Source organism: Parasphingomonas halimpatiens (assembly GCF_036663795.1).
In the GTDB taxonomy this organism is placed as follows: domain Bacteria; phylum Pseudomonadota; class Alphaproteobacteria; order Sphingomonadales; family Sphingomonadaceae; genus Sphingomonas.
Genome location: NZ_JAXOJP010000012.1, coordinates 20,487 through 36,036, shown reverse-complemented (window position 1 = coordinate 36,036; position 15,550 = coordinate 20,487). Strand labels below are relative to the sequence as shown.

Genomic DNA, 15,550 nt, shown 5'->3' with positions numbered 1-15,550 from the left:
GTCCTTAGGTCGCACGCTTCAGCTTCACCAGCGCTACGTCGAGCGCCGACAGGAAGCGCGAGCGATCGGTCTTGGCAAAGGGTGCGGGGCCGCCGACCGCATCGCCGCCGGCGCGCAAATCGGCCATGATCGCGCGGGTCGCGATCGCGGCGCCGATCGAACTCATCGTGAAGGGTTTGCCGGTCGGCGCGATCACGGCCGCGCCGAGCTTGAGGCAGCGGTCGGCAAGCAGGATGTCGCCGGTGACGACGATGGCGCGGGCATCGGCGCGCTCGACGATCCAGTCGTCGGCGGCGTCGAACGCATCGCTTACGATCGCGCGGGTGACCAGCGGATGCGCCGGGATGCGGATGATCGCATTGCTGACGATCGTCACCGGCACCTCGTGGCGGAACGCGACCTTGTAGATTTCGTCCTTCACCGGGCAGGCATCGGCATCGACGAGGATGCGGATCGGCGTCGCGTCGTTCAGGTTTCCTGCTCCGGGATCGCGGCGACCGCGATGATCTCGATCGCGTCTTCATTGCCGTTGAATTCGACCACGTCGCCGACCCCCGCTCCCATCATCGCCTTGGCCAGCGGGGCGGTGAAGGGAATGCGGTTCTCGGCCGGTGCCGCCTCGTCGCTGCCGACGAGATCGATGCGGCGCGGCTTGCCGTTGAGCAGAAAATCGATCCGCGCGCCAAAGGCAACCTCGCCGGGCGGCGGGGGTGGCGCGACGATCGCGGTCGAACGGCGTGTGTTCCAGTAGCGGCGTTCGCGCCGCACGAGCTTGCGTGTTTCGTCATCGGAGGCGACGGCATAGGCGGCCTCGAACTCGTCCGCGCGTGCCTCGATCTGCGCGAGCCCGCGCCGGGTGACCAGATTCGGCCCCGGCGGCAGGGGTAGTTCGAACTTAGGTTCGAGATGCTCTTCGTCACTTTCGCGGCGGAAGGCGACGCTCATCGTGGTTCTCCTCGCAGCGTCGGCAACGCCCATCGTCTCCAATAGACGCGGGGATATCAACGCCTTGATATTGTTAAAGTAAGAACTAGCAGGGGCGCGCGTTGTTCACCCGTGCCTGCAAAACCCGGCATTGCGAACAAGCTAAGCGTGCGGCAGCACAGGGTCAACAGATGCGGTGCGGCGGCCGCCAGCCAGCGCCACGGCGTAGGAAATTCGCGCGCAGCGGCGATGGCTGATAGTGCGCAGGACATGCCTGCAGAAATCCGTTCACCGCGCCGCCAGATGACGAGCCTGCCGGATGCGATCGCCACTGTTCTCCGTGATGCCGCTGCGACGGCGGTCATGCCGCGTTTCCGGAGGCTCGCCGATGCCGATATCGAGGAAAAGACGCCCGGCGACCTGGTCACGATCGCCGATCGCGAAGCTGAGGCGATCATTGCGCGCGGGCTGGCGGCGATCCGGCCTGACGCCCGCTTCATCGGCGAGGAAGCGTGCGCGCGTGATCCGTCGATGCTGCGCGACCTCGATCGCGGTGCGGTGTGGATCGTCGACCCGATCGACGGCACGGGCAACTATGCTGCCGGTCGCCGTCCCTTCGCGCTGATGGCGGCGCTGGTCGAGCATGGCGAAACGGTCGCGTCGTGCATTCTCGATCCGATCGACGATCGCCTTGCAGCAGCCGAGCAGGGCGCAGGGGCCTATGTCAACGGCGTCCGGCTGGCGCAGGTGACGGGGTCGCCGGGCTTGTCCGCGCTGTCGGGGATCGTGAGCAGTTTTGCGCAGCCGCCCGCCTTCGAAGCCCGTATTGCCCGGCTGACCGGCATGGTGGGCGAAGCGGTGGAGACCCGGCGCTGCGCCGGCGACGAATATCCGCTGGTGGCGACCGGTGCGCGTCAGTTTGCGCTCTATTGGCGAACGTTGGTGTGGGACCATGCCCCCGGCGTGCTGTTCCTGCGGGAAGCGGGCGGGGTCGCCGCGCGGCATGACGGCACGCGCTACCGGCCGGCAGACCCTAGCGGCGCCATCATCCTCGCACAGAACGCCGAGATCTGGGCCGAGGTGCGAGGCGCGCTCGGCGGCTGAGATCAGCTCTTGGCGAGCCGGTCGAAGGCCTGGAGCCGGCCGAGCAGGGCCGGCATCTCCTTCAGCGGTACCATATTCGGCCCGTCGCTCGGCGCGGTCTCGGGGTTCTCGTGAGTCTCGATGAACACCGCGGCCACGCCGACCGCGACCGCCGCGCGTGCCAGCACGGGCACGAACTCGCGCTGTCCGCCCGAGCGTTCGCCTGCGCCGCCGGGCTGCTGCACCGAATGAGTCGCGTCGAACACCACCGGAAAACCGGTTTCCGCCATGATCGGCAATGCGCGCATGTCACTGACCAGCGTGTTGTAACCGAAGCTGGCGCCACGTTCGCACAGCATCACGCGTTCGTTGCCGCTGGCGACCAGCTTGGCGAGGACGTTCTTCATGTCCCAGGGCGCCAGAAACTGGCCTTTCTTGACGTTGATCGCCCGTCCGGTGGCGGCAGCGGCGACGAGCAGGTCGGTCTGGCGACAGAGGAAGGCGGGGATCTGGAGCACGTCGACGACCTCGGCGACGGCTGCGCACTGGCTTGCCTCATGGACGTCGGTGATCACCGGGCAGCCGAACGTCTCGCGTATCTCGGCAAAAACGGCCAGCGCGCTGTCGAGCCCGATCCCGCGCGGCGACCCGATCGAGGTCCGGTTGCCCTTGTCGAACGACGATTTGTAGATCAGCCCGAGGCCCAGCCCGCCGCAAAGCTCGGTAAGGGCGGCTGCCATCTCGAGCGCGTGCGCGCGGCTCTCCATCGCGCACGGACCGGCGATCAGGACCAAGGGCCTGTTATTGGCGATCTGCAACGGGCCGACGGTGACGGTCTTCATCTCTTCATGTCCTCAGAACGTCCCGCATTCGGCGAGTATCTCATGGATGTCGCGCCCGCTCGCCGCGTACATCCGGATGCGCGCCTCGTTGCGCATTACCTCCCAGGCTGCGGCCTCGATTTCGCCCCAGCGCGTGCGGGGAATGACGACCACGCCATCCTCGTCGGCGAACACGACATCGTCATTGTGCACCGGCACGCCGCCCATAATGACCGGACGGTTCATGGCGCGCAGCGTGCCGTCATATTTGATGTCGTTGCAGTGGGTGGCGCGAGCATAGACCGGAAAGCCGAGCGCACGGACGTCGGCCGTGTCGCGCGTCGTGCCGTCGATCACCGCGCCAACCGCTCCGGAGCGGATCGCGAGATTGGCGTTGAGATCGCCGAAATAGGCGCGCTCAGGCACGTCGGTCGCGACCATGATGACGTCGCCGGGGCGGACGAATTTGTAGGATTCGAGCGCGCCGTAAATGCCCTTCCAGGCATCGGGCGCGTCGTCAGGTGCGAGCGCGCCGAGCTCGAGCGTCTTGGCCCGGCCGAGCAGCTTGCCGCCGCTGGTCGGGCGCAGGTTCGGCGGCAGGACCGTCGCCATGCCCTTTTCCTTGCAGATGTCGGCCAGCACGGTTGACGAAAGGTGCCGCAGCATCGCGCGGAAGCGCGTTACCTCGGCGGCGCGCTGACCGGCCGCGACGGTTTCGGCGATCACCAGATCCGCGCCGTGATTGATGTCGATCTGCTCGAGCGGATCGAGCTCGAACAATATCGGTCGCATGCCGAAGCGGCGCGTCGGCGTTTCGCCCGATGTCGGCCGTCTTACGATATATAGGCTCATCGCCTCGATCACCGTCGCCGGCAGGTCCACGCTGTTCGGAATGCGGCCGGCACCATAGGCTGGCACGTCGCCGTCCCAACAATATTGCTTGGCGCGCGACACCGCGACGAGACTATCGGCGTCGGGGTCGGCCAGCAACGCGTCGATCGCGCGCGAGATCGTCGCTGCGGAAACGAACGGCGCGGTACACAGGATCTGGATCCAGATATCGGCATCGGGCCGCTGGCTGCATTCCCAGGCGAACATCTCATGGCCGTCGGTCGCATTGCTGGCGAGCGCTACCGGCCGCACCAGCCGCGTCACCGCCAGATCACTCGCCAGATCGGCCAGCGCGTCGGACTCTGTGTCGAGGCAGATTTCGGTGATGGCCGGGCAGTCGAGCGCCTGGCGCAGCTTGCGCTTGAACAGATATTCGCCGTCGAGGATCGACAGATTTTTGTCGCGAACCCGCTCGCTGTGACCCTTGGCAGGAACAAAGGCGATAATCTTCATGGCTCAGCCCTGCATCAGGTCATTGGGGTGGAGCATGCCCACCAGCCGCCCGTCGTCAGCGACGACCGGGAGGACCAGCAGACCGCCCGAGACAGTGCTGCGCATCAGCAGCACGTCGCCGATCGTCACCTCGGGACGCACGACGTGCGGACTGGTTTGCATAATCGCGTCGGCGGTCATGGCGTAGACGTCGCAGCGTGCCTGGATGTGGCGGCGCACATCGCCATCGACGATCAGGCCGAGCAGACGATGGTCGGCGTCGATCACGCAAGCCGCGCCCATGCGTTTCGCCGACATCACGCCAAGCAGATCGGCCATCGACGCTGATGGCGCGACGGTCGGGAGATCGCTGCCCCGGCGCATCAGGCTGGCGACGGGGATCATCTGCCGGCCGAGCAAACCCGCGGGATGGTGGCGCAGGAAATCTTCCCGGGTGAAACCGCGCGCGCGACTGACCGCCACCGCGAGCGCGTCGCCGATCGCCAGATGCAGGGTGGTACTGGCGGTGGGCGCCATGCCGATATGGTCCGCCTCGCACGCCACTTCCGCAGCGATGAGATGATCGACCGCGCGTGCCAGCGGCGAATCCGCGCGCCCGATAATGCCCAGCAGCGGGCAGGCGCGCGCCTTGAGCAGGGGCAGGATCCGGACAATCTCATCGGTCGCGCCGCTGTTCGACAGGATGATGACGACATTGCCCGACTGGACCGCGCCGAGATCACCATGCGCCGCCTCGGCCGCGTTGACGAACAGCGCGGGAGTGCCGAGGCTGGAAAAGGTCGCGGCGAGCTTGGCGGCGATATGACCGGACTTGCCGACACCGAGCAGGACGATCGGGCGCTGCTGGCGCGCGATCAGCGCGACGATGTCGGTTATGCTGTCGGGCGTCGCGCGCAGGAAACGCGACAGGGCGTCGCGTTCGGCCGCGATGACATCGCTGAACCACTCGTTAGCGAGATCCGGTGCCGCCGGCGAAATGGCCGTCAGCGCATTCATGGGAGGCGCGCCGACGCAACGGTGCCGTGGTGCGCGGTACCGGTCGTCAGCGGTACGCTCGAAGGAACCGCATTGCGTTGCAGGGTAGGCCGGCGCGATCTCGTCATGGTTACCATCATAGGCGGCGCGGCGCCTGGTACGGGTAACATAGGCAAATTTTGCCTAGCAGGGTGTCGCTTACTCTTCCGCCACTGCCTCTGCGGCGGTTTCCGGCGCTAGCTGGCCGAGTGCTCGACGGTACCGATCAACCGGACGAGATCGGCGAGCGTGGCGTTGACGGGCGCGTCGAGGCCGAGTGCGGCAGCCTTCGCGGCGATCGCGCCGTTGATCGCGTCGATTTCGGTGGGCCTGCCGGCCAAGCGGTCCTGCAGCATCGACGCCTTATGACCGCGATGGTTGGCGAGCGCGAAATCGATCTTCGCGGCAATCGCGGCCGGGTCGACGGCAATGCCACTGGCGCGTGCCACAAGCACTGCTTCATCGACGACCGCGGCGGCGATCCGGCGTCCCTCGACGGTGTCGAGCTGACCGACCGTCGCCCCCGCGATCATCGCGGTGGCATTGAGCGCGGCGTTGAACGCGGCCTTTTCCCACACAGCGGCCTGCGCATCGGCAACAACTCGGGCATCGAAGCCGGCGAGGTTGAGCAGCGCAGAGGCGGTTCGGGGACCCGCGCCCAGGTCTCCGACGAGGCTCCCCAGCCAGACTCGCCCTTCGCCCGGAACGCTGACGTCGGTCGGCCCGTGCAGGTCGGCCGGCTGATCCGTCACGCCGAGCAGCGTGCGGTCTTCGCCAAAGGTCTCGGCAAGCAGTTCGGCATTGCCCAGCCCGTTCTGCAAGGTCAGCGCGAAGCAGCCGCTCGCCGCGAGATGCGCGACCGACGCGATGGCGGCACGACTGTGGATCGCCTTGACGAACAGCACCACCAGATCGGGACGGAGCGCGAGATCCGCCGCCTGACGAACCGGGACGCGAACGCGCCGACGCCCCTTGGCATCGCTGAGGCCGATGCCATCCGCGTTGAGCAGGTCGATGCGTTTGCGATCGACATCGACAAGCGTCACCGAAACGCCCGCTTCTGCGATCCGGGCGGCGAACAGGCAGCCCATCGCCCCGGCGCCGACGATAACGATTTCCTTCATGGTATGCTCCGGGGGCTGCGGCGTCAGACCGAATAGAAATCCACGACCGTCGGGATCGTGTCGTTGAGCAGCAGGATTGTCTTGGCGGCGATCAGCCAGCGACCGTCGCTTCGGCGCAGCTCGTGATCGTAGCGCCCGAAGAAGCTGTGGCTGCGCGCGGCGCGGACGTCGTGGAGGTGGACGATGAAATTCGACGCGACGGTGACCTTGCCCGGTTCGCTTGCCGTGATCAGGACATTGCTGATGCAATGGACGCAGCGTGGTCGGGGCAGGGACGCCACCGATTGCCCCGAGGTCGCCCGGAATACCCGGTCAGCCAGACCGGCGCGGCTGTCGTAATAGATCAGCGAGAGCTCGCGATCCGGATCGGATGTCGGCGTCATTTCGTCGCGCCAGGCGGGCATCCAGAACCGCGCATCCTCGGCATAAAGGTCGAGCCAGTCCTGCCATGCCCCGCGATCGAGGCACGCTGCTTCGAGGAAGAGCAGCTCCTCCGCGCCGGCGCGATCGAGCGTCGCAGTCATGACCGGTCGACCGCCCGCTGCATCCGACGCGCCCATTCGCGATAGTAGCCGTGATACAGCGTTTCGTCGCAGAGTTGCGAATCCGCGAGGACGCTTCGCTCCGGCGTCGCCCGCGCCGCATCGGAGAGCGCGTTGCCGCCGGGCTGGCTGGCGGTCATGCCGCGTGCATAGCCTTGCAACCACGGTTCGAGACGGGCGGGAAAGCCGCGCTGGCAGCTTTCATAGGCGACGGTGTCGTCGGGGGTGGCCATGCCCGACGGGTTGAAGAAGTCCTCATATTGGCGGATGCGCTGGCGCCGCGCCGCCGCGCTTTCGCCGCGCGGGGCGATGCACCATGTCCGCATCAGCGTGCGTCCGGCCGAGATCGGCTGGATCACGCGCAACTGGCTCGACGCGTTCTCGGCGATCTGCAAATTGGGAAAGATCGTCAGGTTGCGCATGTTGAACATCCAGTCGCGGATTTCCGCGCCATGCTCGCGCGCCAACGCTTCGGCGCGTTCGAACAAGGGGTGCGCGTCGGATACCGCGATCCGTCCCCAGTTCAGCACATGGCCATGGGCAAAGCTCATGCTGCCGCCCTGGATGCCCTCGGCGGTTTCGCTCCAGGCGCGCGATTCATCCCAGATCGAGCGCACCGCCGTCGCGCCCTCGCCGCGCTGGCGTCGCTCCATGATCCTGACATAGGACGGGTGCGCCGAGGTGAAATGATAGGCGTCGGAACAGTTTTCGAGCTGGAGTTTCCAGTTCGCATCATAGGTGAAGGACACGTTCCCCGGCACCAGTTCGACGCCGCGTTCGGGCTGGCCGACGACCAGATCGAGAAATCGCGCCGCTTCACCAAGATGCTCCTCCAGCGAGGGGACATCTGCGACGAGGCTGCCGAACAGGAAGCCGCGATAGGCCGCGAAGCGGGGCAGGGGCGCGAGGTCATGGCTCTGGCCATCGAAGGTCTGGGAATAGCAACCGGCCTTTTGCCATTTGATCCCGCGATTCCGTCCTGCGCTGTCGAAGGTCCAGCTATGATAGGGGCAGACATGGAGCCGCGCATGGCCCTGTCCCGTCTGGGCGATCTGCGCGCCCTTGTGCGGGCAGGAATTGACGAACGCGCCAAGCGTACCTTCGTGATCGCGCATGACGATGACGGGAACGCGGCCGATCGTGGTGGTAAAGAAGTCGTGGCGGTCATAGGCCTGCGCCTCGAGGCCGAGAAACACCCAGCCGGCTTCGAAGATGTGGCGCATCTCGAGGTCGAAAATCGCCGGATCGTGGAAGATGGCACGATCGACGCGGAACACGCCTTCCGCGATGCGATCATCGATCAGCGATAGCGGATCGATGGTCATGGCATCACCGTCGTGACGCTACCTTCCCCGGCGCGCGCGAAGGACGTGGCATAGAGCCGGGCGGCGCGCCAGAAACAAAGCGCAGCCAACACCGGCGTGATTGCGGCGAGCAGGAGCGAATAGCGGATAGCCTGATCGCCGAACTCCCCGGCCAGCAGGTCGTTGAGCAGCCCGACCATGCTCGGACCGACGACATTGCCGATCAGGCTGGCGCCCAGCAGCACCACCGATATCGCCAGCGCGCGGCGCCGTTCACCAACGATGTTGACCACCGCGGCGAAGATCGGCGCCTGGTGGATCAGCGAGAAGAAACTGCTCAGCGCGAAGCCGCCGACCCAGGCGGCATAGCTGTTGCCGAGCAGGAAAAGCGCCTCCGCCGGCCCGGCCAGCAGGCAGGCGATGGCGGGAATCCCGATGCGCCAGAAGATCCGGTCGCGCGGCAGGCGGTCGATCAGCGCACCGCCCAGCAGGATGCCAACCAGCCCGATCAGGCCGCGCGCGGGCCCGATGATGCTGGCGACTTCGGCGACGCCGAGCTTATGGACGCGCACGAAGAAGGTCGGCGTCCAGGCGCCCGCCGCCCAGACATTGGCGCCCATCAGTGTCACGCCGAGAAAGATCCAGGTGAAGCAGCGGTTGCCGAACAGTGCGGCCAGATCGTTGCCGAGCGAGCGGGCGATCGCCAGGCGTTGCGGGGCAGGGGACAGACGCCGCGGTTCGCGCACGGTCAATATCAGCAGCAGCGAAAGCACGAGGCCGGGAATGCCCATCGCGACGAACATCGCACGCCAGCCATGATGCTGCGCGACCCAGCCGGCGATGGGGAAGAAGACGATATAGGACAGCGAACTGGCCGTGCCGAAGATGGCGAGCGCGAGCGGACGGCGCTCGGGTTTGAACAGGTCGGCGATGATCGAGTTGGAGGGCGCCATGCCGCAGGCCTCGCCCGCGCCCATCAGCAGCCTGACCGTCGCGAGTTGCCAGATATTGGCAACCATGCCGGTGATTGCCGTCATCACGCTCCAGAAGGCGAGCCCGGCGGCGATGATGTTGCGCCGGTTGTAGCGGTCGGCGAGCCAGGCGATCGGAATGCCGAGCACCGAATAGAACAGGATGAAGGCCAGTCCGGACGCCAGCCCGAGCAGCGTGTCCGAGGCGCCCATCTCGTGCTTGATCGCCGGCAGCGCGAGGCCGAGCAGCGAGCGATCGAGATAGTTGAAGGTCGAGATCAGGGTCAGCAGCGCCAGCGGCCAGGTCGCGGACCAGGGCCAGGCGCCGCGCGTGGCGGCGGACCCAGTTTCTCTGGATGCGGCGCCGTCGCTCATAACCGCGACGCTCTGGTTTCCTGGGTGGTGATGAATTCGATCAGCGCGGGCATTCCCGCCTCGGTCGCGGCGATGCCGCGGAGCAACGCCGGTATGATCTGGTCGGGCGCGGTGACGCGCTCGCCATAACCGCCCAGCGCGCGGGCAAAGGCGGCATAATCACCGGATATGTCCGTCGCACGGTAGCGTTCGGTCGCGACCGGCATGATCGGCAGTTCGATCGCCATGGCCGAGTTGTTGAGCAGGATCGAGAGGATTGGCAAGCGCTCGCGCACCGCGGTTTCGAAATCCATGCCGGTGAAGCCGATCGCCGCATCGCCCCAGACATTGATGCAAAGCTTTGCCGGATGCGCCAGCTTCGCGCCCATCGCCAGGCCAAGGCCATAGCCGAGCTGGGTCGTCTTGCCCCAGCCGATATAGCTGAGCGGCGTCACCGACTTCCAGAACGGCGTCAGCTGGTCGCGCGGCGAGCCGGCATCATGCGTGATGATCGTCTCGGCGACATTGACGGTGCGCTGCAGGTCCCACAGCACGCGATAGGGGCTGAGCGGCGCCTCGTCGCATTCGAGCAACGGCAGCCACTGCGCCAGCCAGTCGGCCTCGACCGCCGCAATTTCGGTGGCGACCGCGTCGCTCGACCGGGGCGCGTCGATCAGCGCCCGGCAGGCTTCGGTCAGCATGGCCAGCGTCAGTCGTGCATCGCCGATCAGCGCGTCGATGCACGGAACGCCCTTGTTGAGATCGGCGGGGTCGAGCGTGGCATGGACGATCGGCACTTGCGTCGGCATCGAAACGCCGAACACGGTTTCGGAGAAACTGCAGCCGATCCCCAGGATCAAATCGGCACGATCGAGGAAATGGCGCAATTGCCCAGGGATCGCGGCGCCGCCCGAGCCGAGCGAAAGCGGATGCGTCTCGTCGAAGGCGCTCTTGCCCTCCAACGTGGTCGAGACGGGTGCGGCGAGCAGCTCGGCCAGCGTGCGCAGCTCGTCATAGGCATCGGCCCAATGCACACCCTGGCCGGCGTGGATGACAAGCCGGCGCGCATCGACCAGCAGCCGCGCAACGCGCGCCACCGCTTCAGGATCGGGTGCGCTGCGGGTGGTTATCACCGGCGTATAGTCGAGCGGGCAGGGCAGCTCTTCTTCGAGAACGTCCCATGGCAGTTCGACTAGCGCCGGACGCAGGCGACCGTTACGCAGCGCGGTGAAGGCGCGGCGCATGACCCCGGCGGTGTCTTCCGCGCGGTTGATCGGCTCCGCCGTCTTGGTGATGTCGCGCATCGAAATACAGGCGTTATAGTTGTCGGGGACATAGGCCAGCCGACGCGCATAACCTTGCGGCAGGACGAGCACGGGCACGCTTTCCGAATAGGCCTGCGCCACGCCGCCATAGGCATTCTCGGTGCCCGGGCCGTGTTGCATGGCGAAAACCCCCATGCGACGGCCGCGCGTCATGCGCGACAAGGCATCGGCCATGTGCAGGCCGGTGCGTTCCTGGCGGACGATCACCGTCCTGATCCCGGCCGCCGCCGCCTGTTCGAGGACCGCGTTACGCGGGTAGCCGAAGATGACATCGACGCCTTCGCGCCGAAGAATTTCCGCAATCGCCGTGCTGATCTTCATGATGCGAGGGCATCACCGGGGCCGAGAGGACGTTCGCCGATGACGGTCGTCCGGATCAAATGTCGACGCTCATATTTGAAATCGTGGACGCCGCGATGCAGCGTGAAGCGATTGTCCCAAACGATCAGCGTGTCCTTCCGCCATTTGACGCGGCAATGATAATGGAGTTGCTGGGCGAGCCCCTGCAGATAGTTGAGCAGGGCGCGACTTTCATCCTCGGACCAGCCGACGAAGCGCTGGAAATAGGCGCTGTTGGCGAACAGTGCCTTGCGCCCGGTTGTCGGATGGATCCGGACCGCGGGATGCACGCTTTCGAGCAGGTCTTCGGTGAAATCGTGGCTCTCGCGCAGGCGCAACCGCTTTTCGGGCGCCAGCTTTTCGTTGTTCGACCAGATATTCTTGCCCGAATAGACGATCTTGAGCCGATCGAGGAGCGCCTTCATCTCGTCCGACAGCCCCTCATAGACGAGATAGGCGTTGGAGAAGGCGGTATCACCGCCCCAGCGCGGCGCATCGATCGCGCGCATCACGATGCACTTCGGCGGCCTCGGCAGAAACGAACTGTCGGTGTGGAAATGCTCGAACGAGGGGACGACGTTAACCGATTCATAGGCCTCACGTCGCACTTCCTGCATATCGCGGTGGCCGTCATAGATCGGCGCCTGGGGCAGCTCGGTCAGCTCGCCGAAATGGCGCGAAAAGGCCTTGTGCTGCTCCGGCGTCAGGTCCTGATCGCGGAAGACGATGACGAGGAACTGCTCGAACGCCAACATGATCTCGGCAAGCGTTTCCGCGTCGAGCGGCTCGCGCAAATCGACTCCCGAAATCTCGCAGCCGCACGCGCCGGTGATTGGCTCGACCCCGATACGTTTGAATTCAGGCATGGGCAGCCCGGCGACAACGGGCGTACCGACGATGGCATTGGGTTTTTCGAGCGTCTCTAGGTTGGACACGAGGTTTCCTTTGGTCCGGGAACGGTTGAATCATTGACCCACGGGAGGCGGTACAGGCTTGCCGCCTCCCGTTGGTACGTCGTCAGAAGTGACGCTTCACCGTCAGCGACCAGGTGCGCGGCTCGCCGGGCGAACCCTGGATCGAATTGGTCGAGCCGCGATTGTCGAAGATGTCGGTCAAATAGAACTTGTTGGTGAGATTCCGGACTTCGCCGGCCAGCTCCCAGTCGCCGTCTGCGGTCTTGTAGGAGAGCCGCGCATTGACCAGCGTGCGCCCCGCGACGAGGCCGAAGATATCGACGCCGCCGGTCGTCGCATCGACGTTGTTGGCGTTGCGGTTGAAGGCGTCTTCATGGTTGATGTCGATGCGCGGTGTCAGTGTGCCGATCTTGCCGAGATCGATCTGATATTGCGCGCCGAGGTTCCACTGCCAGGGCGAGACGTAGACGCCCTTGTCCTCAAGCCCGATGCCGGCACTTGCCGCCAGCGCGCTGATCGAGGTGTATTTGAAGTTGAGATAGGCAAGCGAGGCGTCGATCGACAGCCCGTGGACCGGATGCAAGGTCAGTTCTGCCTCGAACCCCTTGACGGTGGCGGTGCCGGCGTTGAGCGGCAGCGCGCACGGCGCGGCCGGCGCGCCGGTGAGCGGGCAGTTCGACACCGATACCAGGATGTCGTTGTACTTGTTGATGAAGCCCGAGACGTTCAGCCGCACCTTGCGGTCGAGAAAGTCGCTCTTGAAGCCGACCTCATAGGCCTTGATCGTTTCCGGATTGTGCGGCAGCGCCTGCGCCGGGAAGAAGGGGCGCGGGTTGATGCCGCCGCCCTTGAAGCCGGTCGAGAACTGCCCATAGGCCATGATGTTGTCGTTGAAGCGGTATTGCGCGCCGAGACGATAATCGACGCGGTTGCCCGAGAAGTTGCCGACCAGGCCATTGAGCGAGGCCAGCGACGCCGGCACCGCGCCGCCCGTGGACGACCCCGGAACACCGAAGCGCCCATAGATGAAGCTCTTCGTCTGGTTCGTGTAGCGCAGTCCGCCAATGAAGGTCAGCGCCGGGATCGGCGAGATTTCGGCGTTGGCGAAAACCGCCTTGGTCTTGGCGGGGATCGAATCGTCCTCGATGAAGTCGAGCGTCGTGAGCGTGATCCGGGCGCTGTAACGGCTGGTCTTGTCGAAATAATAGCCGCCGACGGTGAGGTTGATGATGTCGCCGATCTTTGCCGACAGCCGCAGTTCCTGGCTGAACTGATGGTTGAAGACCTGGTTGGCCTGCTGCGTCGGCGAGAAGGGCGAACCGTCGCTGGACGAGTAGGTGCCATCGAATTTGCGGTAGGCGGTGATCGAGGTCAGCTTGAGCGAATCTGACAGATCGACGCCGATCGTGCCGGAGATGCCCCAGGTGTTGATCGCCGACTTCAGCGGTGCCTGCCACGCCGGCGTGCCGTCGCGCGGTGCCAGGTTGGTATAGGTTTCATAGTTTATGTACGGGCTGCTGCTGAAGGTGTCCTGCGCATAATTGCCATAGGGCGAATAGCTGACGAACGGTGAGCCCGTGGCAGTGCCATATAGATTGCCGTTGATGGTATAGGCCGCGGCCGCGGGCGTCGCGACACCCGTCAGTGTCGCGCCGGGATTGGCGTTGCGGCCGACATATAGAAGCGTCGTCGGGCCGACTTCGCTGCCGTCGCGCGTGATGTCGCCGACGAGATCGACGGTCACGCTCGACGAGGGTTGCCAGCGCAGTGCCAGCCGCCCCGCGACATATTGTTTGCCGCCCTCTGTACCAAGCTTGCAGCTGCTGTTGACGACCGACGTCGGGACGGTCGAGCCGGGATGGGTGCAGGCATAATCGTAGCGCGTGACGTAGCCGTCCTTGCGGACCGCAGCGCCGGAAATACGCGCGAACAGCGTGTCCTTGGCGAGCGTGATGTTGGTCGCCGCCTTGATTTCCACGTCGTTGTAGCTGCCATAGGTCACCGAGGCGAACGCGTTGGGCGATCCGTCCGGCTTCTTGGAATAGAGCTTGATCGCGCCGCCGATCGAATTCTGGCCCGACAGCGTGCCCTGCGGGCCGCGCAGGATCTCGACGCGGTCGAGATCGACCAGCGCGAGCATCGAACCGTGCAGCGTCGGCAGATAGACGTCATCGACATAGAGACCCACGCCGGGCTCGAGCGCAAAGCTCGTGTCACGTTGTCCCACGCCGCGGATGAAGGCGACCACGGCCGGACCGTAAGTGGCGGGCGCCTGACGCAGCGTCACGTTCGGGGCTGAGCCGCCGAGATCGGCGAGGTTGGTCTGACCGCGCTGCTCCAGCGCTTCGCCCGACAGCGCCGTGATGGCGATGGGAACATCCTGCAACTTCTGCTCGCGGAACTGGGCGGTCACGACGACCTCGACCGGTTCGGCGGAATCAGTGGCCGGCTTTTCAGTCTTGTCCTGCGCCATGGCGGGCGAGGCCATGCAGAGCACGCTGGCGAGCGCGATCAGCGACACGCTCGGGATGTGACGGTGGTCTTTCAGTGGCATCGTAATCCTCCCCCTCAAGAATGCCCGCCCTTGCGGCGTGACTTCGCGCTACCTGAAGGTGTTGATCAATCAACTGTCAATCGAAATTCCAAAAAATGAAAGCAATATTCCGAAATACGGAATCGTTTCGTGTGTCTGGCGAGGGTGCGGCGCCGGGGCTAGCTGTGTGAAATCGCGGCCAGTTCGCTGAGCTTCGTCGCTGCCTCGCGGACCGCGACGGAGAGGTCGTCTTCGAGATGCAATTGATAGCGGTTGGACGGCATCGTCACGCCGACGCAGCCGTAGAGTTCCCGATCCACCCCGAAGATAGGGGCGGCGATCCCGGCAATGTCATAGCGCGGATCGAAATAGCGGGCGTAACCTTCACGGCGGATGGCTGCCAGCTCCGCGACCATCTCCTGGCGGGTGGAGCGCGGGCGGCCGGTCAAGGGGCCGACCTGCGCCTCGCGAAAGATCGCTTCAGCTTCACCGGGCGGCAGATGAGCGAGGATGGCGCGCCCCAGCGAGCCCCAGGGTAGCGATATCTCGCCGCCGCGGGAAACGGCGAAACGAAGCGGGTGCGGCGTATCGGCGATGTCGGCGATGATCGCCTTGCGCTGGGTGGGGCTGTAGATGCACAGCACCGCCGTTTCGTGCCATTGCGCGACCAGAGCGTCGAGGAAGGGACGGGCGACGCGAACCAGGTCGAAATTGGCGACGAGTTGCGAGGCGAGCCGATGCAGTTCGCGACCGGGACGGTAGCTCTGCGCCAGGCCGCGTTCGACCAGGCCCGAGCGCAAGAGCGCCTGCAGCAGGCGGTGAACCGAACTTGCCGGCAGCCCGGCACGCTCCGCCAGATCGCCGAGCGAGAAGCGCGACGGTCCGCTGGCGATCAATTTGAGAAGGTAGGCGAGCCGGTCGGCGGCGCCGCGTGGAGCGTGGGACACAGGGCGTTCTC

Annotated in this window: 14 protein-coding genes; 1 reads left to right on the top strand and 13 read right to left on the bottom strand. The window is 65.5% G+C overall.

Features of this window, described 5'->3' with window-relative positions; all coding sequences use genetic code 11:
- Positions 1-4: 4 nt before the first annotated feature.
- Together U1839_RS13765 and U1839_RS13760 are read right to left on the bottom strand one after the other, a co-directional pair.
- Positions 5-454, bottom strand: a complete 450-nt coding sequence (locus U1839_RS13765; RefSeq protein WP_332804261.1) for a YaiI/YqxD family protein — start codon at positions 452-454, stop codon at positions 5-7.
- Between the two features lie 14 nt (positions 455-468).
- A complete protein-coding gene (locus U1839_RS13760) occupies positions 469-945 on the bottom strand; it encodes a GreA/GreB family elongation factor (protein WP_332804179.1) in 477 nt (158 codons plus the stop codon).
- Positions 946-1,227: 282 nt separating this feature from the next.
- Here U1839_RS13760 and U1839_RS13755 point away from each other — a divergent pair, with 282 nt between their 5' ends.
- The gene (locus U1839_RS13755; RefSeq protein ID WP_332804178.1) at positions 1,228-2,028 is read left to right on the top strand and encodes an inositol monophosphatase family protein; all 801 of its coding nucleotides are present in this window, start codon (positions 1,228-1,230) and stop codon (positions 2,026-2,028) included.
- A 2-nt stretch (positions 2,029-2,030) separates the two neighbouring features.
- Here the strand turns inward: U1839_RS13755 and kdsA are convergent, their stop codons facing one another.
- The 11 genes from kdsA to U1839_RS13700 all read right to left on the bottom strand — a co-directional run bounded on the left by kdsA (position 2,031) and on the right by U1839_RS13700 (position 15,539).
- Positions 2,031-2,849: a 3-deoxy-8-phosphooctulonate synthase gene (kdsA, locus tag U1839_RS13750; RefSeq protein ID WP_332804177.1), complete on the bottom strand. Its 819-nt coding sequence runs from the start codon at positions 2,847-2,849 to the stop codon at positions 2,031-2,033.
- A gap of 12 nt (positions 2,850-2,861) precedes the next feature.
- A complete protein-coding gene (locus U1839_RS13745; protein ID WP_332804176.1) occupies positions 2,862-4,172 on the bottom strand; it encodes an RraA family protein in 1,311 nt (436 codons plus the stop codon).
- Between the two features lie 3 nt (positions 4,173-4,175).
- Positions 4,176-5,168 carry a KpsF/GutQ family sugar-phosphate isomerase gene (locus U1839_RS13740; RefSeq protein ID WP_332804175.1) on the bottom strand — a complete coding sequence of 331 codons (993 nt, stop codon included), beginning with the start codon at positions 5,166-5,168 and terminating at the stop codon, positions 4,176-4,178.
- A gap of 215 nt (positions 5,169-5,383) precedes the next feature.
- Positions 5,384-6,310 (bottom strand): ketopantoate reductase family protein, encoded by a 927-nt coding sequence (locus U1839_RS13735; protein WP_332804174.1) that lies wholly within the window; start codon positions 6,308-6,310, stop codon positions 5,384-5,386.
- 23 nt (positions 6,311-6,333) lie between these two features.
- Positions 6,334-6,834 carry an aromatic-ring-hydroxylating dioxygenase subunit beta gene (locus U1839_RS13730; protein ID WP_332804173.1) on the bottom strand — a complete coding sequence of 167 codons (501 nt, stop codon included), beginning with the start codon at positions 6,832-6,834 and terminating at the stop codon, positions 6,334-6,336.
- Positions 6,831-8,177, bottom strand: a complete 1,347-nt coding sequence (locus U1839_RS13725; RefSeq protein ID WP_332804172.1) for an aromatic ring-hydroxylating oxygenase subunit alpha — start codon at positions 8,175-8,177, stop codon at positions 6,831-6,833. The genes U1839_RS13730 and U1839_RS13725 overlap by 4 nt, the downstream gene beginning before the upstream one ends.
- On the bottom strand, positions 8,174-9,502 hold the full coding sequence (locus U1839_RS13720) for a spinster family MFS transporter (RefSeq protein WP_332804171.1): 1,329 nt from the start codon (positions 9,500-9,502) through the stop codon (positions 8,174-8,176). Before U1839_RS13720 ends, U1839_RS13725 begins: the two co-directional genes overlap by 4 nt.
- Entirely contained in the window at positions 9,499-11,127 is a 1,629-nt protein-coding gene (locus tag U1839_RS13715) for a thiamine pyrophosphate-requiring protein (protein WP_332804170.1), read from the bottom strand. Before U1839_RS13715 ends, U1839_RS13720 begins: the two co-directional genes overlap by 4 nt.
- The gene (locus U1839_RS13710; RefSeq protein ID WP_332804169.1) at positions 11,124-12,080 is read right to left on the bottom strand and encodes a TauD/TfdA dioxygenase family protein; all 957 of its coding nucleotides are present in this window, start codon (positions 12,078-12,080) and stop codon (positions 11,124-11,126) included. Before U1839_RS13710 ends, U1839_RS13715 begins: the two co-directional genes overlap by 4 nt.
- 82 nt (positions 12,081-12,162) lie before the next feature.
- Positions 12,163-14,613, bottom strand: a complete 2,451-nt coding sequence (locus U1839_RS13705) for a TonB-dependent receptor (protein ID WP_332804168.1) — start codon at positions 14,611-14,613, stop codon at positions 12,163-12,165.
- A 158-nt stretch (positions 14,614-14,771) separates the two neighbouring features.
- Positions 14,772-15,539: an IclR family transcriptional regulator gene (locus tag U1839_RS13700; RefSeq protein WP_332804167.1), complete on the bottom strand. Its 768-nt coding sequence runs from the start codon at positions 15,537-15,539 to the stop codon at positions 14,772-14,774.
- Positions 15,540-15,550 lie beyond the last annotated feature (11 nt).